The sequence below is a fragment of the Vreelandella sp. H-I2 genome (assembly GCF_052959335.1).
Map to the genome: position 1 here is coordinate 931,461 of NZ_JBRAMC010000001.1, position 22,318 is coordinate 953,778.

The 22,318-nt window shown below is 54.8% G+C and carries 23 protein-coding genes, 1 tRNA gene and 1 rRNA gene; 14 read left to right on the top strand and 11 right to left on the bottom strand.

Features of this window, described 5'->3' with window-relative positions; genetic code table 11:
• Position 1 precedes the first annotated feature (1 nt).
• Positions 2 to 688 carry an SOS response-associated peptidase gene (locus tag ACUVOF_RS04440; RefSeq protein WP_447043192.1) on the top strand — a complete coding sequence of 229 codons (687 nt, stop codon included), beginning with the start codon at positions 2 to 4 and terminating at the stop codon, positions 686 to 688.
• Complete coding sequence (locus tag ACUVOF_RS04445) at positions 688 to 3,573, top strand: insulinase family protein (RefSeq protein ID WP_447043193.1); 2,886 nt, start codon at positions 688 to 690, stop codon at positions 3,571 to 3,573. Before ACUVOF_RS04440 ends, ACUVOF_RS04445 begins: the two co-directional genes overlap by 1 nt.
• 26 nt (positions 3,574 to 3,599) lie before the next feature.
• Here ACUVOF_RS04445 and sbcB read toward each other — a convergent pair whose 3' ends face one another.
• The 4 genes from sbcB to minC all read right to left on the bottom strand — a co-directional run bounded on the left by sbcB (position 3,600) and on the right by minC (position 7,159).
• Entirely contained in the window at positions 3,600 to 5,093 is a 1,494-nt protein-coding gene (gene sbcB, locus ACUVOF_RS04450) for an exodeoxyribonuclease I (RefSeq protein ID WP_447043194.1), read from the bottom strand.
• A 94-nt stretch (positions 5,094 to 5,187) separates the two neighbouring features.
• Positions 5,188 to 5,439 (bottom strand): cell division topological specificity factor MinE, encoded by a 252-nt coding sequence (minE, locus tag ACUVOF_RS04455; RefSeq protein WP_035564989.1) that lies wholly within the window; start codon positions 5,437 to 5,439, stop codon positions 5,188 to 5,190.
• Positions 5,436 to 6,254 (bottom strand): septum site-determining protein MinD, encoded by an 819-nt coding sequence (minD, locus tag ACUVOF_RS04460; protein ID WP_113268455.1) that lies wholly within the window; start codon positions 6,252 to 6,254, stop codon positions 5,436 to 5,438. The genes minE and minD overlap by 4 nt, the downstream gene beginning before the upstream one ends.
• Before the next feature lie 155 nt (positions 6,255 to 6,409).
• Entirely contained in the window at positions 6,410 to 7,159 is a 750-nt protein-coding gene (minC, locus tag ACUVOF_RS04465; RefSeq protein WP_447043195.1) for a septum site-determining protein MinC, read from the bottom strand.
• A 182-nt stretch (positions 7,160 to 7,341) separates the two neighbouring features.
• On the opposite strand from minC, the gene ACUVOF_RS04470 reads away from it, so the two are divergent.
• Complete coding sequence (locus ACUVOF_RS04470; protein WP_447043196.1) at positions 7,342 to 10,158, top strand: DUF349 domain-containing protein; 2,817 nt, start codon at positions 7,342 to 7,344, stop codon at positions 10,156 to 10,158.
• 119 nt (positions 10,159 to 10,277) lie between these two features.
• On the opposite strand, the gene phbB is transcribed toward ACUVOF_RS04470, so the two are convergent.
• Positions 10,278 to 11,024, bottom strand: coding sequence for an acetoacetyl-CoA reductase (gene phbB, locus ACUVOF_RS04475; RefSeq protein WP_447043197.1), 747 nt, complete (start codon positions 11,022 to 11,024; stop codon positions 10,278 to 10,280).
• A 274-nt stretch (positions 11,025 to 11,298) separates the two neighbouring features.
• Between phbB and ACUVOF_RS04480 the strand changes: the two genes are divergently transcribed.
• The 3 genes from ACUVOF_RS04480 to ACUVOF_RS04490 all read left to right on the top strand — a co-directional run bounded on the left by ACUVOF_RS04480 (position 11,299) and on the right by ACUVOF_RS04490 (position 13,244).
• Positions 11,299 to 11,375: transfer RNA gene (locus ACUVOF_RS04480), tRNA-Met, on the top strand.
• 66 nt (positions 11,376 to 11,441) lie between these two features.
• On the top strand, positions 11,442 to 11,834 hold the full coding sequence (locus ACUVOF_RS04485) for a gamma-glutamylcyclotransferase family protein (RefSeq protein ID WP_447043198.1): 393 nt from the start codon (positions 11,442 to 11,444) through the stop codon (positions 11,832 to 11,834).
• A gap of 465 nt (positions 11,835 to 12,299) precedes the next feature.
• Positions 12,300 to 13,244 (top strand): co-chaperone YbbN, encoded by a 945-nt coding sequence (locus tag ACUVOF_RS04490; RefSeq protein ID WP_447043199.1) that lies wholly within the window; start codon positions 12,300 to 12,302, stop codon positions 13,242 to 13,244.
• 16 nt (positions 13,245 to 13,260) lie between these two features.
• Here the strand turns inward: ACUVOF_RS04490 and ACUVOF_RS04495 are convergent, their stop codons facing one another.
• Positions 13,261 to 14,427 carry a MalY/PatB family protein gene (locus ACUVOF_RS04495; protein WP_447043200.1) on the bottom strand — a complete coding sequence of 389 codons (1,167 nt, stop codon included), beginning with the start codon at positions 14,425 to 14,427 and terminating at the stop codon, positions 13,261 to 13,263.
• 38 nt (positions 14,428 to 14,465) lie between these two features.
• Here ACUVOF_RS04495 and ACUVOF_RS04500 point away from each other — a divergent pair, with 38 nt between their 5' ends.
• The 6 genes from ACUVOF_RS04500 (at position 14,466) to ACUVOF_RS04525 (ending at position 17,719) form a co-directional block, all read left to right on the top strand.
• A complete protein-coding gene (locus ACUVOF_RS04500) occupies positions 14,466 to 14,897 on the top strand; it encodes a hypothetical protein (RefSeq protein WP_113268446.1) in 432 nt (143 codons plus the stop codon).
• Between the two features lie 55 nt (positions 14,898 to 14,952).
• The gene (locus tag ACUVOF_RS04505; protein ID WP_447043201.1) at positions 14,953 to 15,759 is read left to right on the top strand and encodes a hypothetical protein; all 807 of its coding nucleotides are present in this window, start codon (positions 14,953 to 14,955) and stop codon (positions 15,757 to 15,759) included.
• A 99-nt stretch (positions 15,760 to 15,858) separates the two neighbouring features.
• Positions 15,859 to 16,266: an acyl-CoA thioesterase gene (locus ACUVOF_RS04510; RefSeq protein ID WP_035576454.1), complete on the top strand. Its 408-nt coding sequence runs from the start codon at positions 15,859 to 15,861 to the stop codon at positions 16,264 to 16,266.
• Between the two features lie 41 nt (positions 16,267 to 16,307).
• The gene (locus ACUVOF_RS04515; RefSeq protein WP_447043202.1) at positions 16,308 to 16,634 is read left to right on the top strand and encodes a hypothetical protein; all 327 of its coding nucleotides are present in this window, start codon (positions 16,308 to 16,310) and stop codon (positions 16,632 to 16,634) included.
• Positions 16,606 to 17,127 carry a DUF501 domain-containing protein gene (locus ACUVOF_RS04520; RefSeq protein WP_447043203.1) on the top strand — a complete coding sequence of 174 codons (522 nt, stop codon included), beginning with the start codon at positions 16,606 to 16,608 and terminating at the stop codon, positions 17,125 to 17,127. Before ACUVOF_RS04515 ends, ACUVOF_RS04520 begins: the two co-directional genes overlap by 29 nt.
• A gap of 49 nt (positions 17,128 to 17,176) precedes the next feature.
• Positions 17,177 to 17,719: an LOG family protein gene (locus tag ACUVOF_RS04525; protein WP_447043204.1), complete on the top strand. Its 543-nt coding sequence runs from the start codon at positions 17,177 to 17,179 to the stop codon at positions 17,717 to 17,719.
• A gap of 41 nt (positions 17,720 to 17,760) precedes the next feature.
• Here the strand turns inward: ACUVOF_RS04525 and ACUVOF_RS04530 are convergent, their stop codons facing one another.
• Both ACUVOF_RS04530 and ACUVOF_RS04535 read right to left on the bottom strand, forming a co-directional pair.
• Complete coding sequence (locus ACUVOF_RS04530; protein ID WP_447043205.1) at positions 17,761 to 18,264, bottom strand: hypothetical protein; 504 nt, start codon at positions 18,262 to 18,264, stop codon at positions 17,761 to 17,763.
• Positions 18,265 to 18,296: 32 nt separating this feature from the next.
• Positions 18,297 to 18,791, bottom strand: a complete 495-nt coding sequence (locus tag ACUVOF_RS04535; RefSeq protein WP_113268439.1) for a tetratricopeptide repeat protein — start codon at positions 18,789 to 18,791, stop codon at positions 18,297 to 18,299.
• Positions 18,792 to 19,037: 246 nt separating this feature from the next.
• Here ACUVOF_RS04535 and ACUVOF_RS04540 point away from each other — a divergent pair, with 246 nt between their 5' ends.
• Together ACUVOF_RS04540 and yaaA are read left to right on the top strand one after the other, a co-directional pair.
• Positions 19,038 to 20,069, top strand: coding sequence for an NADP(H)-dependent aldo-keto reductase (locus ACUVOF_RS04540; RefSeq protein ID WP_447043206.1), 1,032 nt, complete (start codon positions 19,038 to 19,040; stop codon positions 20,067 to 20,069).
• A 137-nt stretch (positions 20,070 to 20,206) separates the two neighbouring features.
• Positions 20,207 to 20,986 (top strand): peroxide stress protein YaaA, encoded by a 780-nt coding sequence (gene yaaA, locus ACUVOF_RS04545; protein ID WP_447043207.1) that lies wholly within the window; start codon positions 20,207 to 20,209, stop codon positions 20,984 to 20,986.
• A gap of 13 nt (positions 20,987 to 20,999) precedes the next feature.
• Here yaaA and ACUVOF_RS04550 read toward each other — a convergent pair whose 3' ends face one another.
• From ACUVOF_RS04550 to rrf, 3 genes are all read right to left on the bottom strand, one after another.
• Positions 21,000 to 21,575, bottom strand: a complete 576-nt coding sequence (locus ACUVOF_RS04550; protein ID WP_447043208.1) for an isochorismatase family protein — start codon at positions 21,573 to 21,575, stop codon at positions 21,000 to 21,002.
• A 109-nt stretch (positions 21,576 to 21,684) separates the two neighbouring features.
• Positions 21,685 to 21,873 (bottom strand): hypothetical protein, encoded by a 189-nt coding sequence (locus ACUVOF_RS04555; RefSeq protein ID WP_447043209.1) that lies wholly within the window; start codon positions 21,871 to 21,873, stop codon positions 21,685 to 21,687.
• A 325-nt stretch (positions 21,874 to 22,198) separates the two neighbouring features.
• Positions 22,199 to 22,314, bottom strand: a 5S ribosomal RNA gene (gene rrf, locus ACUVOF_RS04560).
• Between the last annotated feature and the right edge of the window lie 4 nt (positions 22,315 to 22,318).

Sequence of the window (22,318 nt, forward strand, 5' to 3'; positions counted from 1 at the left end):
TATGACGGGGCGACTGCACGTACAAAATTTACCGCTGACCCGTTTATTACCGACACTTGAGTCCACCGACTCACTAATTGAGTCGCCGAACCTGGCGCCACGGCGGCCAATTTCAGCGATTCGTCTTGAACAAGGCGAGTATCGGCTCTCGTCGCTTTTCTGGGGGCTTACGCCGCCTTGGTTGGAAGTATTGGATTACGCGCCACATTGCGCCCGGGCCGAGACCCTTGCTTCACGTGCGATGTTTCGCGATGCCTTTAGCTCGCGCCGCTGCGTTATTCCTGTCAGCGGCTTCTATCTTTGGAAAACGCAGCCGCGCAGTAAACAACCCTATTTAGTGATCCAAGTCTTGCGGGCGCCGCTCCTATTGGGAGCGTTATGGTGCCGTTACCACACCACGCTAACAGCGTTTACCGATTCCGCTGCCTTGATCACCGTGCCCGCCAATCTACTTTTATCGCCGTTAACCGACCGCTTACCGGTTGTCATTCCAAGCCATGCATTAACGGCTTGGCTTGACCCGAATACTGACTCAGAAACGCTTAATTCGCTGTTAGCGCCTGCTCCTTTGGAACTGTTGGGCGCTTTTCCGGTATCTAACCATGTCAATAATCCCGCCTATCAGTCATCGGCTTGTGCCCACCCTACTGGGTCGATGCTGCGCTGGGCTGTGTCACAGGAGCTGTAATGTTGCGTCCCACTTGTTTAAAGCGTTGGCATCTTCTGCCCCAGGGCGCCCTAATTGGCGTTATCGCAAGCATCGCGATGTCGCCACTCGCATTCGCCGCAAGCGATAACTCAGTTGCCGAGGAGGCTGCTGATGGCGTTAAGGAAATAGTCACCCCCATCATTAGCCCTTATGACAGCCGGGACTACCGCGTTTTGACGCTTGAAAACGGCCTTAATGTGCTGCTTGTGAGTGATCCGGAAGCGGACAAGGCGGCGGCGTCAATGAATGTGCGGGTAGGCAGCGCCCAAGATCCCGATGACCTTCAAGGGTTAGCACATTTTCTAGAACATATGCTGTTTTTAGGCACCGAGCCCTACCCAGAATCCGATGCTTACCAGCGTTATATTTCCAATAATGCGGGCTCTCACAACGCCTTTACGGCGCAGCAGGATACCAATTATTTCTTTGATATTGAGCCATCGGCACTGCCGGGCGCGCTTGACCGTTTCAGCGAATTTTTCCTTTCGCCGCTATTTAACGCTGATCAACTGGAAAGCGAGCGCAACATCGTTCACTCGGAGTACATGGCGCGTATTCGTGATGAATCCCGCCGCGAAAACGATGTACTTAACCAGCTCTTAAACCCTGAAAACCCCACCACCGGCTTTGCCGTAGGTAGCCGGGAAACCTTAGCTAGCCCGCCTGAAGGCGAAGCAACGCTGCGCGAGCGGGTCATCGAATTCTACCACCAGCATTACGACGCCAATGTGATGAACCTGGCAGTAGTGGCTCCACAGCCGCTCGATACGCTGGAGGAGTGGGTAGCCGAACGCTTTGCTGATATTCCTGACAACGACTTAAGCGTGCCCACTGTTGATGCGCCACTGGTGGAAGCCGACACTCTCCCCCGCTATATCGAGCGTCAGTCGCTGCAAGATCGCCGTCAGTTACGTTTCTATTTTCCGGTGCCCGACCCCACCGACGACTATCGCACCAAACCAGCACAGCTAATCGCCCACCTACTAGGCAATGAGAGCGAAGGCAGTTTGTTGGCGATACTGCGTGACGCAGGGCTCGCCGATGGGCTTTCAGCCGGTGTTGGCCGCGGCGATGGTAACGAGGCGCTATTTACTGTTTCCATCAGTCTTACCCCCACGGGCGCCGAGCGCTTGGATGATATCGAAGCCACCCTATTTGCGGCCATTGAGCAACTGCGTAACGAGGGCCTCGCTGATTGGCGCTACGAGGAACAGGCAGACCTCAATGAGCAGGCTTTCCGCTTTCAGCAGCATGGTGCCCCGCAACAGGAAGCGACCCGTCTCGCCATGAATCTGTCACGCTATCCGGTGGAAGACGTACAGTACGCGCCTTACCGCATGGACGGCCCCGATGCGGAACGTCAGCAAGCTTATCTGGATGCGCTAACGACGGATAATATGCTGCGTGTTTACTCCACGCCGGATGTAGAGAGCGACACGGTTACCCCCTGGTTCAATACGCAATGGAAAGAGCAAACACCCGACCAGTCGGGCCAGGCCCTTGGCGGATTGGCGCTACCAGGCCCCAACCCCTTCATCGCCAGTGACCTGACACTGCTGGAAGGGCAGGATGAGCAGCCGAGCCTGTTAGTCGATACGCCCTCGTTTACCGCTTGGCATATGCAGAGTGCGCGTTTTGATACGCCAAAAGTTGAGTGGCGAATCAGCCTACAGAACCCCACCGCTAGCTATTCAGCCGAAGAGGCGGCGCTCACCCGGCTGCTCACCAATTGGCTCAACGACAGCCTGAACGAATCTCTCTATCCCGCCTGGCTGGCAGGTCAGGCGTTTAGCGCCTACCCTCACTCACGCGGCATGACGCTCTCTTTCTCAGGCTGGCGGGATGGCCAAACCCCGTTAATTGAACAGGCGCTTGAGCAATTAGAAAACGCCGCCATCACAGACAGTGCCTTTGAACGCGTGCGTTACCAGCTGCAACGCGAATGGCGCAACGCGCCCCAGGCGTCGTTGTATGGCCAAGCCAGTCGTACGCTGGGCGAAGCCTTGCTCACACCCCAGTGGTCAACTGCTGAACTGCTTGCCGCCAGCGATCGCTTTGAACGAAGCCATTTAGAGGACTTTCGTCAACGTTTTCTAGACGACCTCTATGTCGATGCTATGGCAGTAGGTAATCTCGATGCGGAACTGGCTCGCGAACAAACACAGCTAATACGTGCAAAGCTTCGGCCGCAATTGACGCGCGACGATATAGCCAACCTAACCCCACTCGCGGTTAGTGAAGAACATAATGTACTGCACCCTCACAGTTCACGGGATGAGTCGTTGGTCCTGCGCTACCTGCAAGCTCGTGACCAAACACCGCAAGAGCAAGCAACGACTAGCGTGATCGCTCAGTGGTTGGAAACGCCGTTTTACCAACAGCTACGCACGGAACAACAACTCGGCTATATCGTTAATGCGGGTTATTCGCCGCTACTCGAAGCACCGGGGATTGCCCTAGTGGTTCAGTCATCCGATGTAGAGAGCGACACTATCGCTGCGCGTATGGATGCGTTTCTTGAAGAGGCTGATCAGCGACTCGACCAGTTAAGCGACGAAGACCTGGCGCCCTATCGGCAAGCGGTACACGATCAGCTGCGTCAGCGCGACACCAGTCTTGAGAGCATGGCCAACCGTTACTGGCAGGCAACAGCATTGGAGGACGTACGCTTTGACCGTCGTGAACAACGGGCCGACCTAGTGCTTGATGTTAGCCTTGAAGATATCAAGGCTCTCTGGCCAGCGCTTCGCGGGCACGCTCTGGATATACGCTTTAATCCAGGCGACGAACCTAGCGATGTAAGTGATTACCGAGAAGCGCGCTCACCCCTGCCTAAAACACGTAACGACCAAGCGACTCCTTAACGCTAAACCCCGTTACTGATCTCGGCTCAGGCGTCAAACGCCTGGGCCGGCATCATGGCTTCCACGAACATCACCAGCTCTTCCAGAATCTGCCGTTCGCGATCGCTGAGCGTTTGCTGATTGTACTGGGCAATTTCCCGCGCAAAGGCCTTTAGCGTAAAGCCTGCTAGCGCAGGGTCATTAATGCGCATCCAGCGAAACGACTCCCACTGTTCACGCTCTTCGCCTTCCAAGGTGTCCGGGTAGCTCCGCGCACGAAAGCGAAACAGCATCTCTTCCAAGCGTGGATCTTGAAACGCAAAGCGCTGCCCTACCAGATCCCAAGGCTGCATTTCTCGTACCCGTTCCATTTGCTGGCGATCAGCAGCCGAGAAAAAACTGCCTGAATAGAGCATTAAGTCCGGGTCTTGTGGTGCATCTTCGTAACCTGCGCTAAATACCTCGGCGACTTTTTCTGCAACACCACTGGAATCTCGCAACGTTTTCCAGTGTTGACGGCAGGCGGTTACATCCAACCCCAAGCGTTCAACGATGGCCCCGTACTCACCCTGCCGGGGACCTTCAACGTCTTTTAGGGCACTGGCGGGGAAGACCACCGGACAGCGATTGATATGGATGACTTTCAGCGGAATACGCGCCTCGCCTTCGGCTAGATCCTGCTGGCTGACAAATACGCGCTCACGAATCTGCTCCGCCGACATGCTCAGCATATCGCTGGGATCAATGCTTAAATCGTAAACGATCACCCCATTAGGATTGGTAGGGTGTTCAGCCAGCGGCATGACCAACGCACTACAGCCCCGGCTGGCGGGGTAACGCCGGGAAATATGCAGCAGTGGTTTGGCGCCGGGTAAATCGAGCTGTTTGGCTACTGCACGCTTACCACGCAGACCGAGCAGATAATCAAACAGCTTCGCATTGCGCGCTTTGAGCAAGCGCGCCAACGCGATCGTAGCGCGCACATCGGCCACGGCGTCATGGGCGTCCTCATGGGCAATGCCGTTCGCCGCCGTCAAGTGCTCAAGCTTGAAGCTGGGGGCGCCATCTTCACGCAAAGGCCACTCAATGCCATCCGGGCGCAACGCATAGAAGGCTCGCACAACATCGATCAAATCCCAACGGGAATTGCCGTTTTGCCACTCGCGGGAGTAAGGATCAAGCAAATTACGGTAAAACAGATGGCGGGAGACTTCGTCATCAAAACGCAGGCTGTTGTAGCCCACCACGCAGGTACCCGGCTCACTCATATGGCGCTGAATTTCACCCGCGAACTCTGCTTCGGGGAGACCATGGCGTTGAGCTTTTTGAGGGGTGATACCGGTGATCAAACAGGCCGCGGGGTGGGGTAAGTAGTCATCGGCCGGTTTGCAATAGAGCTCGATCGGCTCGCCGATTTCATTTAACTCGGCATCGGTTCGCAGCGCAGCAAACTGCGCGGGCCGATCGCGGCGCGGATCAGCCCCGAAGGTTTCATAGTCATGCCAGAGAAAACTGGCAGGGGCAGCATTGGGTGGCGCCATGAACAAACACTCCGCTGAGCAATGAAAAGCCCAAGCCTAGCATACCCGCCACCCCTCTCGCCCCGTATTCAGCGTTTGGACTTAGGTAAGGGACTCAACTCTTCGGCAAAGTAACATTCAGTTCAAGCACGGAGCAGTTGTCTTCGCTATCCAACGAAATCTGAATAGCGTCATCATCCACATGCACGTAGCGGCGAATCACCTCAAGCAGTTCACGCTCAAGCAACGGCATATAGTCAGGCTGGCCGCGCTGGCTACGCTGATGCGCTACAATTATTTGCAAACGTTCTTTGGCTACCGAGGCGGATTTCCTGCGCTCACGCTTCAAGAACTCAAGCAGTTTCATCGACGACCTCCCCCAAACATACGGCTTAGCAGGCCTTTGCGTTGCATCTCATGAAAGCGCAGCGGCATGTCTTCGCCAAGCAGGCGCGATACGGTGTCGCTATAGGCCTGACCCGCGTCACTAGAGATATCATGGGTCACTGGCACGCCTTGGTTAGACGCGCGCAGTACGGCTTCCGATTCAGGAATCAAGCCCAGCAAGTTAATCGCTAAAATTTCGCGAATATCGTCTAATGTCAGCATATCGCCGGAGGTGACACGTTCAGGGTTATACCGGGTGACCAGCAGGTGCTCCTTGATAGGGTCTGCGCCTTGCTCAGCACGTCGGGTTTTGGAGGCTAACAGCCCTAAAATACGATCCGAGTCGCGCACTGAAGAGACTTCAGGGTTGGTGACCACAATCGCTTCGTCGGCAAAATACATCGCCAACTGGGCGCCACGCTCAATACCCGCTGGGGAATCACAGAGAATATAATCGAAGTCTTCTTTCAGCTTTTCCAGAATTTCCGCAACGCCCTCTTGGGTCAGCGCGTCTTTATCGCGGGTTTGAGAAGCTGGCAAAATAAACAAATTCTCGACGCGCTTATCACGAATCAAGGCTTGATTAAGTCCTGCCTCGCCCTGAATAACATTAACTAAGTCATACACCACACGTCGCTCGCAGCCCATGATGAGGTCAAGATTACGTAGGCCCACATCAAAATCGATCACTACGGTTTTTTTCCCGCGCAGTGCAAGCCCTGTAGAAATTGCTGCAGCACTGGTGGTTTTACCGACCCCTCCTTTACCAGAGGTCACTACAATTATCTTGGCCAAAAGTCACTTCCTTCTAGAAGTCGTTCGTCGCGAGCGCGAGTCAGTTGACGCTCAGCGCATAACGGGAACGTCAATGTCATCAACAAGCTACACTGTAACGGATAGTGTCATCGGCGTCGCTAGGCATATAACACCAGCGTACGCATATACCAACCTTATCCCAGTGGCTTAATTTCAAGTTGCTCTTTTGCAAAGTGAACTTCTGCGGGGCGGCCCAGAAGCTGTGAATCAATATCCTCCAAGCGTTTATAATTGCCTGCCACCGAAAGTAGTTCAGCCTCCAGTTCGCGGCAGTAAATACCCGCCTGCGTATTGCCATGAATACCCGCCAGAGCACGCCCCCGCAGTGCGCCGTATACATGAATACTGCCTGCTGCCAGCACTTCCGCCCCCGCGTTTACCGCACCAATCACGACCAGATCTCCTTCCGCAGCGCTGACCTGTTGCCCCGAGCGAACGGTGCCACGGTATAGCCGCGTAGCAAGCGATGGTGATTCTGCCGCGCTCAACGTTGTCTCTTCAGGGGTTACTTCATGTACAGGGGAATTTCTGACACTCTCCAATACGCGACCGCGTCCCTCTTCTACCGGCGGAAACCACCCTAATCCCAATGCCCAGGCTGATTGGCGAACTGGCTCAGACCCACCACGTACAGCCACGGGCAAAAGCTTATGGTCACGGCATACAGCGCAAATTCGCTCCAGGGCTAAGTGAGGTTCATCGAGCTTTTCCACGCTGAGCACAACCGGTGTATGCTGAAAGAAAGCAGGCGACTGGGTAAGTTTGCCCGCTAACTGCAGTCGAATTCGCTCCGGATCGGCGCTACTTAGCTCCATGACGGTCATCGGCAGCATGCCGCCTTTGAAGGTAAAGGCCACAGCGGCACTATCCACGTTAAGGCTCATGGCCGAACTCCATGTCATGTTCATATAAGATAAAGGTAGCGTACTATCACGCATTGTGGTGTAGAAAATAGTCCCTTACCACATCATAGTAATGCCAAGCTAAGCGACAGCGCCGATGACTGCAACTGCCTAAGTCGCCGACGACTGATTTTTTTTCATGCTACGCACCAGCAGGATGATCCATGCACGGACTGTTAAGACGCCTGTTCGCACCTCGGTGGCAACACCCCGACCCCGAAGTACGTCGTCAGGCCCTCCAGCGACTAGACCCTCAACAAACAGAACAGCGCCAAGCGCTGCAGTCGCTCACGAAAGATACTAATAGCCAGATTCGCCTTGCCGCGCTGATAGCTCTGGATGACTGTGCAGGTCTGGTCGATGCCTACCCGCACCATCATCAGGACGAAGCCTGGTTCAATGCAGTTTGCCAACGGCTCAGCGGTCGTGAAGGTCATACCGATCTGCATCAGCGTCAAGCGTTGGTTGAGCGCATCAATGAGCCCAGGGTACTGAATGCAGTGGCTTTGCAGGGAGACAACCTCAATTTGCGCTTAACAGCACTAGGCCAGCTTAACGATGAGGATGACTTAATTCATCAGGCTTGCCATAACGGCGTGGCGGCTGTTCGCCACCAGGCTGCCGAACGCATTGACGATGAAGAAGGGCTCAAGCGGTTGTTAAAAGAGGCCCGCCGCGACCGCCAAGTGGTTCGCTTGGCGCGTGATCGCCTCAACCGTTTACGCAGCGATGCACAATGGCTGGAAGCTGAAGAACAACAGCGCGAAACGCTCCTGAAGCAACTAGAGCAACATGCACGTGCGCCTTGGGAGCCGCTATATGGTGGGCGTTTTCGCCATCTTGAGCGGCAGTGGGAACAGCTCACTCAGCCACCAAGCGCTGAGCAGGAGCAGCGATTCCATCAAGCCTTGCTAAATTGTCGTAAAACCTTACACGATCACGAAACCCAAGCGCAGGCTCGCCAACAGAGCGACGAGCGGCGTGAGGAAGCCGAAAACACCCGCGAGCAATTGCTTGAAGGCATCGAAGAAACCTTAGACGGCCTTTGCCACGCCTCTGCCATGACCGTGCAGGATATCGACAGTCTGCGCGCTCAGCGCCAACTACTCGGCCAGCGTTGGCAAGCGCTTTCCGACATGCACCCGCCAAGCGACGCTATGCGCCAACGCTACACGCTAGTGATTCAACACTACGACCAATGCTTAGAGGCGTGGCAGCGCTGGTGCGCGATAAGCGATGACATCAAAACCTCGCTATCCAACGGCGATTACGCAACCCTAGCGACACAGGTTAGCGAATGCCAATGGCCAGAAGCATTAACGCCTCCCGCATTACTCGGCCGCGCGCAAGCAGCACTCAATATTGAAAACACCGCGCCATTACATCCGGAAGAAGAAAACGCCAATCTCGACGTGTACGCGGGCGAGCTCGACACCTTTGAACACTTACTAGAGCGCGGCGCCTTCAAAAGTGCTAGTCGGCTACATCAGCGGCTTAAGCCACGCATAGAAGCGCTGGCAGGTCCCGCGGCTCAACCGCTTAAAACGCGCTTAAAGCATTTGGCCGCCAGACTGGCGGAGTTACGCGACTGGCGGGGGTTTGTCGCTGGGCCAAAGCGCGAACAACTATGTGCCAGCATCGAAGCACTGGCCAATGATATTTACATGGCGGAAGAAGCGCTCGACCGTCACCATCGCCAACTGGTCAAAGAGTGGAAATCGTTAGGTGATGCAGCGGCTAATCGCGATCAATCCGCTCGATTTCGCAGCGCCTCGGATCGCATTCATGAACGCCTTGCCCCTTGGCGGGATCGTCTCAGTGAGGAGCGTGAAGCTAACCTCAAGGCCCGCGAAGCCCTGTGTGATCAGCTTGAAAGCCTGCTAGCACAGCCTTCTGAAGACGCCGATCCCGATGTACTTCGGCAAATTCGAGACAAAGCACGCCATCAATGGCGCCACCATAGCCCGGTACCACGCGAACGCTCCGAGGCCGTTGGGCGCCGCTTCGGCACTATTCGTCATCAGTTACAGGCGCTGATCGATCAGCGCGCTGAAACTATCGCCGCGCAAAAACGGGATCTGATCAGCCAGGTCAGCTCGCTGCGCAGCGACGACAGCCAACCGCTGGCACAGCGCATTCACTTGACCAAACAGCTACAACAGCAATGGCGTGCACTAGGCCGTGCGCCCAAAGGCGAAGAGCAAACGCTGTGGAAAACCTTTCGTCATGAGTGTGACCAGCTCTTTGCCCAGCGCGATGCACATAAAAATGAGCAGGCGGCACGTCAGCAACAGCAACTTGATGAGTTGCAAACAATCATTGATCAAATGGATAGCTGGCAACCCAGTGAGGCCAGCGAAGCCGCTACGCTGGACCGTTTCCTTGAGCGGGCCAATCAGCTCGAACCACTGCCACGCAACCGTCGCAGCGAAGGCATGCAGAAACGCATAAGCGGCATCGTTCGTGCGCGTAGAGAGCGCTTAAACCGTCTTGCAGTCGCCGATACAGTTCAGCAGTGGCATGCCATTATGCCACTAGTGAATGCTCACTTAGCTGAAGATCAGCGTTATCTCAGCGAAGGCACACCGACCGATGTGGACGCACAAGCGGTGCTTAGTGCTTCGCTTCCTGCTGCCTTTAGCAAGGCACACAGCACCCGGAACCTGCAGCGCCATCAGGTAGCAGCACCGCTGTCAGACGCTGACTACGTCAAGATAGCGGAATCCCTAGCCCGGCTAAGAGTACATCTTTCGATGCTGGCCGTGGGTAGCGTACGCCAAAGCGATGAGCCTCTACGCCTGGCTATTCAGGTAGAGCGTTTAAATGAAGGCTTCAACCAAGAGCGAAGCCGCGATCAAGACATCAACGATATCTTGGTCGCACTTCTAGCACTGGGCCCTATGCCTGCCAAGCTATGGGACGAGGAAGTGGAAGAACTGGATAATCTGCTAAGCCGATTGGCACGTGTCCCGCTACCTTAGGGTAACCTGGCAATACGAATACGGTTAATGACAACCCAATAACAACGGGAGGCTGATAGCCTCCCGTTTGCGTTTCCCTGGTAAGGGACTGTCGGTATTTAGCAGCCCATGGAAAACCACTAGCCCATAAACTGGCCACCGTTGATATCAATGTTCGCACCGGTGATAAAACCTGATTCCTTATCGGCTAAAAAGGTGACCAATCGTCCAATCTCCTCTGGCGTGCCATAGCGCTTCACCGGAATTGTCTCCCGAATGGCTTCGCGCACTTTTTCTGGAATATTCATGATCATATCGGTAGCAATATAGCCAGGCGATACAGTATTAACGGTGATGCCCTTAGTCGCGGTTTCCTGTGCCAGCGACATGGTTAGGCCATGCATACCGGCTTTCGCAGCCGCGTAGTTGACCTGGCCAAACTGCCCCTTACGACCATTGATGGATGAAATATTGATGATACGACCATAGCTATGCTCAAGCATCATCTCAATGACACTACGGCAGGTGTTAAAAACGCTGTTGAGGTTGGTGTCGAGCACTTCGTACCACTGCTCGTAAGACATCTTCTTCATGGTGCCATCACGGGTAATACCCGCACAGTTCACCAGCACGCTAATGGGACCGTACTTGTCATGGATTTCGCGGGCACCTTCCAGGCAGGCGGTATGGTTGGAAAGATCGACACCCGACAACTCAATATTGTTATAGCCGTCAGCATGCTGCGTTTCTAGCCAGGTTTTGGCCTTATCGGGGTTGCGGTAACCCGCGACGACCAGATAACCCGCCTCTGCCAACGAACGACAAATTGCCGTACCGATACCACCAGTTCCACCTGTTACCCAGGCGACGGGGGATTGATTGGCCATTGACTACCTCCCTGATATGACAAACGGCTTGGATCTAACAGCACGCACATTGCGCCACAAGCCATTATGAATAAGCGCGATTGCGCTTCTACTACCCCAACGCACTGTTGGGTTTAGCAACAATGCACCAGCGTAAGCTTTTTGTTATGGCTACTTAAAGCATAGCTGCACTCTTTCCATGTTGCAGCAGGTTCTATACAACGGCTATAAGCCGAATGTGTTAATCCCCTTCTTGACTTCATATAAAACTTCTGTAGAATACGCCACACGTTGATGCGGGGTGGAGCAGCCTGGTAGCTCGTCGGGCTCATAACCCGAAGGTCATCGGTTCAAATCCGGTCCCCGCTACCAAACATAGAAAAAGCCGTTACCGAAAGGTAGCGGCTTTTTTGTGCCTGTCGATTAGGGAGCGACACAATGGATTACTTGCAACGCGATATACAGCGCTGCCCTAGGGTCGCTGTATACGGTACGTTGAAAAAGGGGCGGCGCAATCACCATTGGCTTGAAGGCGCGACCCTCATCGGCCATGACCGACTGGACGCGATTACCCTTTATGACCTTGGCCCTTACCCAGGCGCTAAGCTAGCGCCTTCAAACGGTACGGTGGTCGAAATTTATGCCATTAATGCCCAGCAATTAGCGCGGCTTGATAAATTAGAAGACTATTTTCACCACGCGCCTGATGAAGGGGTATACGACCGAGCGGTGTTGGCTACCCGATACGGGGAAGCGTGGTGTTATCTGTACAATGCGAATATTAATGAAAGTGCGTTGATCAGCAGCGGGGAGTGGCAAGACGCTCGTTAACAACCTCCTGCTCATGCCAGCGATCCCGTGGGAAACATCACCAACCCCTGCTCCATTACCGCTGCGCGCCCTAATAGCGCCCGGTGCCCATAATGAAGCCTTTAACACGATTAATGGCGATGTGCTCCGCTGGCGTCGATTGTGGCATGAAACTGGCGGATTCTTCGAGCTCAAAGTAGCCGACTGCCCGAAAACGCCGCGGCCGCTAGAAAAACAAATGGCCAACTTGGCTTTGATCACTTTCGCGAAACACGCGCAGCGTTTTTCGACCTGTTCGCCCGCCTACGCGCGGAGCACATCATTCCTTAAGCCATGCCAGAAACACTTAAGTCACGTCAGAAACAGTAGTACTGCCAGGGCACCTAACCGCGCCCTGGTTTTATTTCCCCCTTTTCCTTGAATCCGCCGTGGCATGCCTGCATATCATGGGAAACTATTATTCATTTTTTGATACCGAGTCTACCCATGCAGATTATTGATCCCCGCTCAGGTAAGCCGCTGACTGCGGATACCGGAAGTGCTGACGCTACCGCGCCTAACGCTGAACAGGCGGCGGTGCGCCCTGAAGATGTCATTATCGAGCTCAATGCTGACAATATTCAGCAGGTGCTTGAAGCGTCCATGCAGGTGCCGGTGCTATTGGGCTGCTACTCGCCGTCCAACGCAAGCAGCAGCACTCTCCTCACGGTACTGGATAAACTGGTGGTTGAGTACGCGGGCGCTTTCCTGCTCGGCAAACTCGATATAGATGCAAACCCCGAAATCGGCGGCCAACTTGGCGTGCGTTCAGTGCCCGATGTGAAGCTGATCAGCCAAGGCGGCTTAGTCGATGGATTCCAGGGCGCGCTGCCGGAGAAAGAAGTGCGCGAGTGGCTCAATCGCTACTTCCCAGCCCCCGGCGAAGCGCCGCCCACCCCTGAAGAGCAGGCGGAAGAAGCGCTTAAAGCCGGTGACACCGCCGGTGCCCGCGAGATATACCAAACTCTGATGGGCCAGTATCCAGAGCACTACGCTTACCAGATAGCCTTCGCTCGGGTATTGGTGGCCGAAGGGCGCGGCAGCGAAGCCCGTGAAGTACTCGATAACCTGCCCCCCGAAGAGCGCGATGCAGCACCTGCGCGTGGCGTACGCGCCAGCATCGAGTTTAGCGAGCAGGCACTCTCAGCCGAAGAGATTGCGGCCCTGGGCGATCGCACCGATAGCGAAGCGCAGTACCAGCGCGCCCTGCGCCAAGTGGCCGACGGTCATTACGATGAAGGGCTGGAGGCGCTGCTGGCGCTGATGAAGCAGGATCGCGCCTATAACGATGACGCCGCGCGTAAAACGCTGCTGCAGGTGTTCGACGCCCTGGGCGCCGACCACCCGCTGACCGTTGCTTACCGCCGCAAACTCTTTGCGATGCTGTACTAGGGTCTTCTGAAGGCTTTCAATCCCGCTTCAGCAGGGAATCCATACGAGACAACGCCGCTTCCAGCTGGGAAGCGGTGGTACCAAAGTTAAGCCGCACAAAGCCGGGGCTGCCAAAGGCCGCCCCGTCCGAAAGCGCAACCCCTGCCTCTTTCAGCAACGTCTTGTAAGGCGCATCACCTAACCCTGCCTCGCGCATATCCAGCCACGCTAGGTACGTCGACTCCGGCGCATGCCAATGAACACCCGGCCAACTAGCTACTCGTGCCTGAAGCGTTGTTCGGTGCTCGCGCAAGACGTTTAACAGCGCTTGGCGCCACGGCTCGCCATATCGATAAGCGGCTTCCGCCGCGACCAAACCAAGTACGTTGCCGTCGGGCAACAGCCCTTTTGATGCAGTAGCAAAGCGCTGACGCAGTGCAGGGTCAGGAATCACCGCGCAGGCGCTGGTTAAGCCCGCCAGGTTAAAGGTTTTCGACGGCGCCCATAGCGTAATGGTGCGCTTCGCTAATTCAGGAAATGCCGCGGCTAACGGGCGGTGCTGGGCGCCTTCGTCTAATAACAGGTCGCAGTGCAGCTCATCGGAGACCACCCAAAGGTCGTGGCGCTCCACTAGCTCAGCCAGCGCTGCAAGCTCTTCATGGCGCCATACTCGCCCCGTAGGGTTGTGGGGCTGGCACCACATCAGCAAGCGCGTACGTGGCGTAATAGCGGCCTCCAAGGCGGCAATGTCAAGCTGCCAAGCCTCGTTGGGTGTTGAAGGCACTGCCAGCATCGCCTGCTGGGGTAGTCGCCCAGTTCGCTTTGCAACCTCTAAAAATGGCGGGTAGATCGGCGCTACCGTCAATACACCGTCGCCTGGTTCGGTCAGCGCTAACGCGGCCAGGTGCAAAGCTGGTACGACACCCGGTAGCCACTGCTGCCAATCCGGCTGAATGGGCCAGTCGTAGTGGCGAGCGCTCCACTGACACAGGGTTTCTGTTAACGTAGCGGGCACTTCGCCATAGCCATATACACCGTGGGCCACGCGCGCCTGCAGTGCATCAATCACCGCAGGTGGGGAGCGAAAATCCATATCGGCGACCCAAAGAGGCAGCACATCGCTATCGTAGTGGTGCCATTTTTGCGATGCCCAGCCACCTTCTGGGTGGCGTCGCTCCACAGGCGTGGCAAAATCGTAGGCCATGAAAAATCTCACTCATTCAATAGGGGGTTGTGCCAAGCATGCCGCAAGATGACTTTTATACCAAGATGCGGGCGGGGCTATCGGCGCTGTTGCGGCAATGGCGCTCGCTTGGGCAAGCGAATACGGATCAGCTAGCGCTTATTTTGGCCGAAACAGCACGGGTAGCTAAATTAGGCACACCCGACGCCACGCCCAGCGGCGCTACCCTGGAGCAGTGGAGCCAAGATGAGCTAGGTGAAATGCCGCTCTGGGCGCCGCGCACGGCGGTCTTTCTTCTCAATCAAATGCCCGCTCGCCCGACCCCCGATAGCGACGCCGAAGCCTGCGCCTGGGCGTACTGCTGGCTGCGCAACCGCTCGTTTGATTCACTGCAAGCGGCGCAGGAGGCGCTTCCCGCGCACTTGCAAGCGCCCCTGCAAGATGCCCTTGAAGCCGCCTGGCGCGACCAACAAGGCCTGCGCTTGGTTTAATTAACGCGCTCGCAGGCTGACAGCCCCCGAACAAAAACAGCAAGGAAAACGCCGCATGATTGAAGTCCCTCTCACCTGGCAGCTAGCGAAATTAGGGCTTTCGATCAGCATGGTGCTGGGGCTAGGCGCGATTGCGGTGCGCGCTAGCCCGCGCATGGCGGGCCTGCTGGCGGGCTACCCATTAGGCACGGCGTTGGCGCTATTTTTTATCGGCTTGGAAATTTCCCCTCAGTTTGCGACCCAAAGTGCGGTGCATACCCTGGCGGGGTTTACGGCCACAATGGCACTAGGGGCAGGTTATTGGTTGGCAGGACGACAGCCGGGCGTTAAAGGTGTCATTGGCGGCGTGGCGGGCGGTTTGGTTGCTTGGCTCGCCGTTAGCACGCTACTCGCTCAGTTTAACTTCACACGTCTGAGCGGCACGCTGGTGACACTGTGCGCCATTGCTCTGTTCAGCGGCTTATTTCGCAACATTGCTGATGTCAGGATACCCGCCAGCCGAACGTTTTCGTTACCGGCGCTTGCCGCCCGCGCCGCACTTGCCACCGTGATTATATTTACCATTACCAGTCTGGCCCACTGGCTGCCGCCCGCCTGGGCGGGAACGTTGGCAGCATTCCCTGTCACGATGCTGCCCTTTTTGCTGATCCTACACCTGAACCATGGAGCAGCACCGGTGGCGACGGTCATCAAGCACTACCCGATGGGACTGGGCTCGCTACTGAGTTACACACTATGTGTTTCCTATACTTACAGCACGCTGGGGTTGCTTTGGGGAACATTGGCCGGCTTCGCTGCTGCCACGCTATGGCTGCTGGGGTGGATGCAACTCACTGCGTGGTATCAACGCCGCACCGCTTGACCAAGACCTCTTGACCAAGCGCTTGCTTGGGTTAATGCTGAACGTTGCCGTTGCGACTACACGTACTAATACCTGTTTTTTTAACAATAAGGACAAGCCATGTTTACCCGTACCATTGAGCCTGCCTTTTACGATACCGACGCCTTAGGGCACATTAACAACACCCGCCTGCCAGCGTGGTTTGAGCTTGCCCGAAATGACTTGTTCAAACTCTTTACCCCTGACTTAAACCCTAAGCAGTGGCGCTTGATTATGGCACGCATGGAAGTCGACTACCGGGCTGAACTGTTTTACGGTCACGATATCGAAATACGTACTTACTTAACGCGGTTAGGCAATAGCTCGTTTACAGTGACCCAAGAGGCGCGGCAGCACGGCAAGCTCACTAACCTGGGGCATACCGTTATGGTGCAGTATGACCATCAGGCCAAGTGCGCCATGCCCATTGAGGGTGACCTGCGCGAGGCACTAACGTCGCACCTACAAGACGCGCCTGAGCCCGCCTGATTGACGCTGCCCCGCTCTGCCGGGGCAACAGGAGCCTTATAATGGCAATCCGCTACAACCTCTGGATAGACCCTGACAACGTCGCCCAGCATCGCGCCGTGGAGGCAGACCTTGAGCGCTATTTCATTGAGCGCTTTGCCGACTATCCGCATATCCGCTTGTTTGGTGCCGACCCCTACGATTATGATGCCCCCTTCAATCGCCTTTACGACGTGCTAATGGCACGAGCCGCTGAATACTGTGAGCGGACGTGGTGCTATGTCGCGTCGCCTGAACAGCTCAATCGCTGCTTTTTCCGTGCCGTTGGCCGCTCGACTAAATTTGTGAGAGACCAACCCGATGGTGATACGCACCAATCAGGCGCCTGACGAATGTCAGCTCGCCATTATTGCTCAGCAGCTTGGCCGTGCACCGCGCGGTATCGAAGCAGTGGCCGCCACCGACGGTGAAGGTACCCCGCTAGTGTTGCGCATGGCCCCCATCGTCGATGGCAAACCCTTCCCTACTCTGTATTGGCTCTGCTCGGATATTCTTAAAGTTGAGATATCGCGCATTGAAGCCGTTGGGGTTATCAAAGCACTGGAACAGCGGCTTCAGGAGGAGCCAGAATTTCTAGAGGCTTATCTACAAAGTCATCGTGATTATGTGGCAGCTCGCTGGGAGTATATGAGCGATGCTCAGCGGCAAGAAGTCGCGACGTTAGGCTATACGGACGTGATGACCGAACGTGGCATTGGCGGCATTACTAACTGGCACCAAGTGCGCTGCCTTCACACTCAGTATGCACACCATTTATGCGGTGATAATGTCATTGGGCAATGGATGGACCAACATCATCAGGTCGATCGTTGTCTGCCCTAAGAGATAATTGATTCATCACCCTTTTATTTTAGCTATAGGGAATAAACGAATGGCCCGAATCTGCGTTTATCTTGGTTCTCGTGAAGGCAATAGCCCAGCCTTTCATCAGGCAACTACAACGTTAGGGCGCACGCTCGCCGAACGGGGCCATACGCTGGTTTATGGCGGCGCGCGCATTGGACTGATGGGGGAACTGGCGAACGCAGCACTAGAGGCAGGCGGTGAAGTCATTGGCGTGATGCCCGATCACTTAGTCGAGCGTGAACAGGCACACTTTGGCTTAAGCGAACTAATCCGGGTGCGCAATATGCACGAGCGTAAGGCCACTATGGCAGCCAACGCCGACGCCTTTGTTGCCTTGCCCGGCGGGATCGGCACCTTGGAAGAACTGTTTGAGATATGGACCTGGGGCTATCTAGGCTTGCATGAAAAACCGATGGGGTTGCTCAATATCGAAGAGTTCTATTCACCGCTGCTGAGCTTTCTAGACAGCACAGTCAGCCATGGTTTTTTAGGACCCACCACTCGCGAGATGCTATTTGATGAACCAACGCCGAGTAGCCTGCTGGATGCGTTGGAAGCCCAGCTATAACGCTAACGAGCCGATAGCAATCGCAAAACAGGCCGAGCAGCTTATGGCTCTACGAGTCGACGGGTATGCTGGTAGGTGAGTTGCAGCAAACGAGCGTCTTCACCCGCCCGGTGGCGGTGAATGCCCTGTTCGGCAATCATGGCTTCTTTAGTATCGCTCCATAGCGCCTGCTGCTCTTCGGTTAGCAAAATTCTTAACGCCTCAAGGCGAAAACGCGGCAGCATACCCGCATGATGGAATAACAGTGAGAGCCAAGTATTGTCATAACCCCAACTATCACTGTAAGCCTTGCCCAGCTCACGTAATTCATCGTTTAACCAGCGGGCAACCTGGCGTACCGGGTAACCTTCCTGAATAAGCCGATCACGGGAGATACCATGCAACAGCTCGGCTTTTGGATCCCAGTGTGTCCACTCGTCCAATGGTTGAACGAGAAAGGCGCAGCAGCTCCCGTCAGCACGTGCGATGCCTACTTCGATGGGATAACTGCCACGTCCAAATCCGGACGCTTCAATATCTAGTACTGTGGGTAGCGTCTCGGACACAACCTTCCTCACTCAACCAAAGTGTGGTAGCGCTATGCGACGGCTACATCATCTAACGGCTGCTGTTCCGCCTGTCGCTGCCAATAAGCCGCTCGTTCACTATCCACGGCCAAACCTAACTCACCTAGCCGGTAAGCACGTGCAAGGCGTTCAGCGGCCAAGAAATGACCTGACTGGGCAGCCCTTGCGTACCAAGTCACGGCATAGTCTTCGCGGCGAGGATACTGCACACATCCATGCTCGTGGATTTGCGCCACTTGGTACTGTGACTTTATATCCCCAGCATGCGCCGCTTCCAGAACATAACGTGCACCCCGCGCCTTGTCTTGAGGCGTCTGACTGCGATGAAACAGCATATGGCCGTAAACGGACAGCGCATCAGGGTGCCCTGCGTCCGCACATCGCTTAAATAAGCGCATTGTCAAACGCTGGGTACGCTTTGAGCGCGGCAACAACCAGCGATTATGAAACAAACGTTCGGCTAGACGAAATTCTAGCCGAGTAAACAACGTTGATGCCTGCAGCATGGCAAACCACCCTGCCTATCTGATGGAACCTTGGGCTAGCAGCCATCAATAATAGCTACCAACCACACGAGAAACCGGCCTTTAGCCGGTCGATGGGCTGGCAAGCATACGCCTGCCTTCGCAACGACTCAACCCCATTAATTTGCTGCTTTCAATGAGCCTCGCTAACATGCCATCTATACGCCGTTTACCGCGCTGGTATGTTGGCTTTTATATTGGCAATTCCGCCTTCGTAAGGAGATTAAAATGCAAACGCGCCCACTTGGTAGGACCGGCATGGAGGTAAGTCGACTCTGCTTAGGCACGATGACGTTTGGCGAACAAAATAACGAAGCCGAAGCCCACGAACAGCTTGATCGAGCCGTGGCGTTTGGTATCAACTTCATTGATACTGCAGAAATGTACCCCGTCCCCCCTATGGCGAAGACCCAAGGACTTACTGAACGCTATATCGGCAGTTGGTTAAAACAGCGTGGTGCCCGAGACGATTTGATCATCGCCACCAAAGCTGCTGGCCCTGGGCTTGATCATATCCGAGGTGGGCCGCGGCTAACACGCGAGCATATCCATCAAGCTATCGACTCCAGCCTGGATCGCTTGAATACCGATTACGTTGATCTCTACCAGTTGCACTGGCCAGATCGTCAAACCAATTTCTTTGGCAAGCTAGGCTATGTACATAGTGAAGACGAAGACGCGACACCCTTAGAAGAAACCCTTTCTGCGCTAAAAGAGCTGGTGGATGCGGGCAAGGTAAGGGCCATTGGGCTCTCTAACGATACCCCCTGGGGGGTGATGCGCTCGCTGCAGCTTGCCGACAAGCTGGACCTACCGCGGGTCGCCTCGGTGCAAAACCCCTATAACCTTCTCAACCGCTCCTTCGAAGTCGGTTTGGCTGAAATTGCGCATCGTGAAGACGTAGGGCTACTTGCCTACTCGCCACTAGGGTTTGGCGTACTCTCCGGTAAGTACCTTAACGGCGCCCAGCCGCCGAAAGGCCGCCTGACGCTATATGAGCGCTTCAAGCGCTATACCTCACCAGAATCAGAAACCGCTACGCAAGCCTATGTGTCACTGGCCCAGCAGCATGATCTAGATCCTGCCCAAATGGCGCTGGCATTTGTTAATTCGCGCAGCTTCCTGACCAGTAACATTATTGGCGCGACCACGATGGAACAATTAGAAAGCAACCTAGCCAGCGAAAGTCTCAAACTAGATAACGAAGTACTAGAGGCCATCGAAGATATTCATCGCCGCATGCCCAACCCCTGCCCTTAAAATCGCCGGTCAACTAACCTGCCAGTGGGGTTATTGGCAGGCTATCGCCATTATAGCCTCGGCCTTTGCCGAGGCTTGGTATACTAAGCCCACTTATATCAGGCTTTTATTTATCAGGGCACGACCAGGAGCATGCGATGCTGAGCATTATCTCTCCCGCCAAAACGCTGGACTTTGAAACCCCACCGACCACAGAGCAAGTGTCACAACCCGACTTTCTGAAACACAGCCAAGCGCTTATCACTATTTTGCGTGATTACTCGCCACAGCAAATCAGCGAACTCATGGGTATCAGCGATAAATTGGCGGGCCTGAATGCGGCGCGTTTTGAGGAGTGGCGCCCTCCTTTCACTCTGAGCAATGCCAAACCTGCTGCACAGGCTTTTCAGGGCGACGTTTATACCGGCCTGCAAGCAGAAAACTTCAGCGAAGCGGAGAACCGTTACGCACAGTCGCATTTGCGCATACTTTCCGGCTTATATGGCCTTCTAAGGCCTTTGGATTTAATTCAGCCATACCGTCTAGAAATGGGCACCAAGTTGCCCAATAGTGCAGGTAAGGATCTCTATGCCTATTGGAAGCCCATCCTGGCTCCTGCTTTAAATGAGGCTATTGCCGATAGCGGCTCCAATGTGCTGGTTAACCTCGCCTCTAATGAGTACTTTAAGGCGGTAGATACCAAGCAACTCAATGCGCGGGTCATTACGCCAGTGTTTAAAGATGAAAAAAACGACACCTTTAAAATCATTAGCTTCTACGCCAAGAAAGCACGTGGCCTGATGAGTGCTTGGCTTATCCAGCAACAAGTTAATGACCCAGAACAGCTCAAGGCGTTCGATGTTGCAGGCTATCGTTTTGATGTTTCATCTTCCCAGGGCGATACTTTCGTGTTTACTCGCGAAGAAGCCGATCGCTAATGCGAGCGCTGGCCTAAAAAAAACGTACGGGGCGTGAAGAGCGTGGCTTCAAGAGCCGCTGGTGCGCCTCTTTAAATAGTGCCGTGTCGCAACGATGCAGCCACTCATAAGCCACCATATCCGCCGTCACAGCCACAGCGCCGCTTGCGCGGGCACGTTCACGAGCAAGCGAAGCTTCTTGTACCCGGCGGCTGGCAGATGCCTCGCTGAGCCAATACAGATCGTAGCCTGCTTCCAGTAACCCTAACCCCGTTTGCAGCACGCAGATATGTGCTTCTGTTCCGCACAGTACAATCTGCGTTTTGCCCGTTGCGTTTAGCGCTTCACGAAATTCAGCTTCCGCCATGGCCCCAAAATGCTGTTTCTGCCAGAGCCGATAGTTATTTAGGCAGGCGAGCAATGACGCCGAGGATCCTCCCAATTTTTCTGGCGACTGCTCAGTTAACCATACCGGAACATCAAGCAAGCACGCCATTTCTCCTAGCCAAGCCGCCTCGTTTACTGCTTCTTGACCACCATCGACCACAGGCAGTAATCCCGCCTGAAAATCGACCATTAATAATAGGCTTTTCTCACGTTTTAGCAGCACGTTGCCTCCTTCGTTTTTATCATTATCAGGACAATAATAGTCACGATACAAAAACAAAGCAGCCGCTTTTCAGCGGCTGCTTAGCTAACTTTGCAAACACATGCTCAGCCTAGTCTTCGGCAGCATCTTCCATATCTTCACCGAGCTCTTCCATGCTCTCACCGGCTTCTTCTGCGCTTTCATCAATATTCTCACCCGCTTCTTCAGCAGGGCCTTGATCATCGCAAGCGGCAAGGCCACCAGCGATTAGAGCCATAAATAAGGCAATCGCTAACTTCTTGGCTAAATCCGTCGTCATATATTTCTCCTCCTGAGATTTCACTTCTAGATACGTACAACATAATACTAGATGCTGCTTGGCAACAATACCATGTTGAATACGCAACTAATTGTTATATATGGAATAAAACACCAGAAAATCGCACGTTATGGTGAGTGGTGAGTGGTGAGTGGTGAGTGGTGAGTGGTGAGTGGTGAGTGGTGAGTGGTGAGTGGTGAGTGGTGAGTGGTGAGTGGTGAGTGGTGAGTCAGTGTGAGTTTTCCTACTCACGATTCACGCCTGACCCTTCACGCAAAAAAAATCCCCCAAGGCATCAGCCCTGGGGGGATTTTTCATTATAAGTGCCTGACGATGACCTACTCTCGCATGGGGAGACCCCACACTACCATCGGCGCTAAGCGGTTTCACTGCTGAGTTCGGCAAGGGATCAGGTGGTTCACGCTCGCTATGGTCGTCAGGCGTA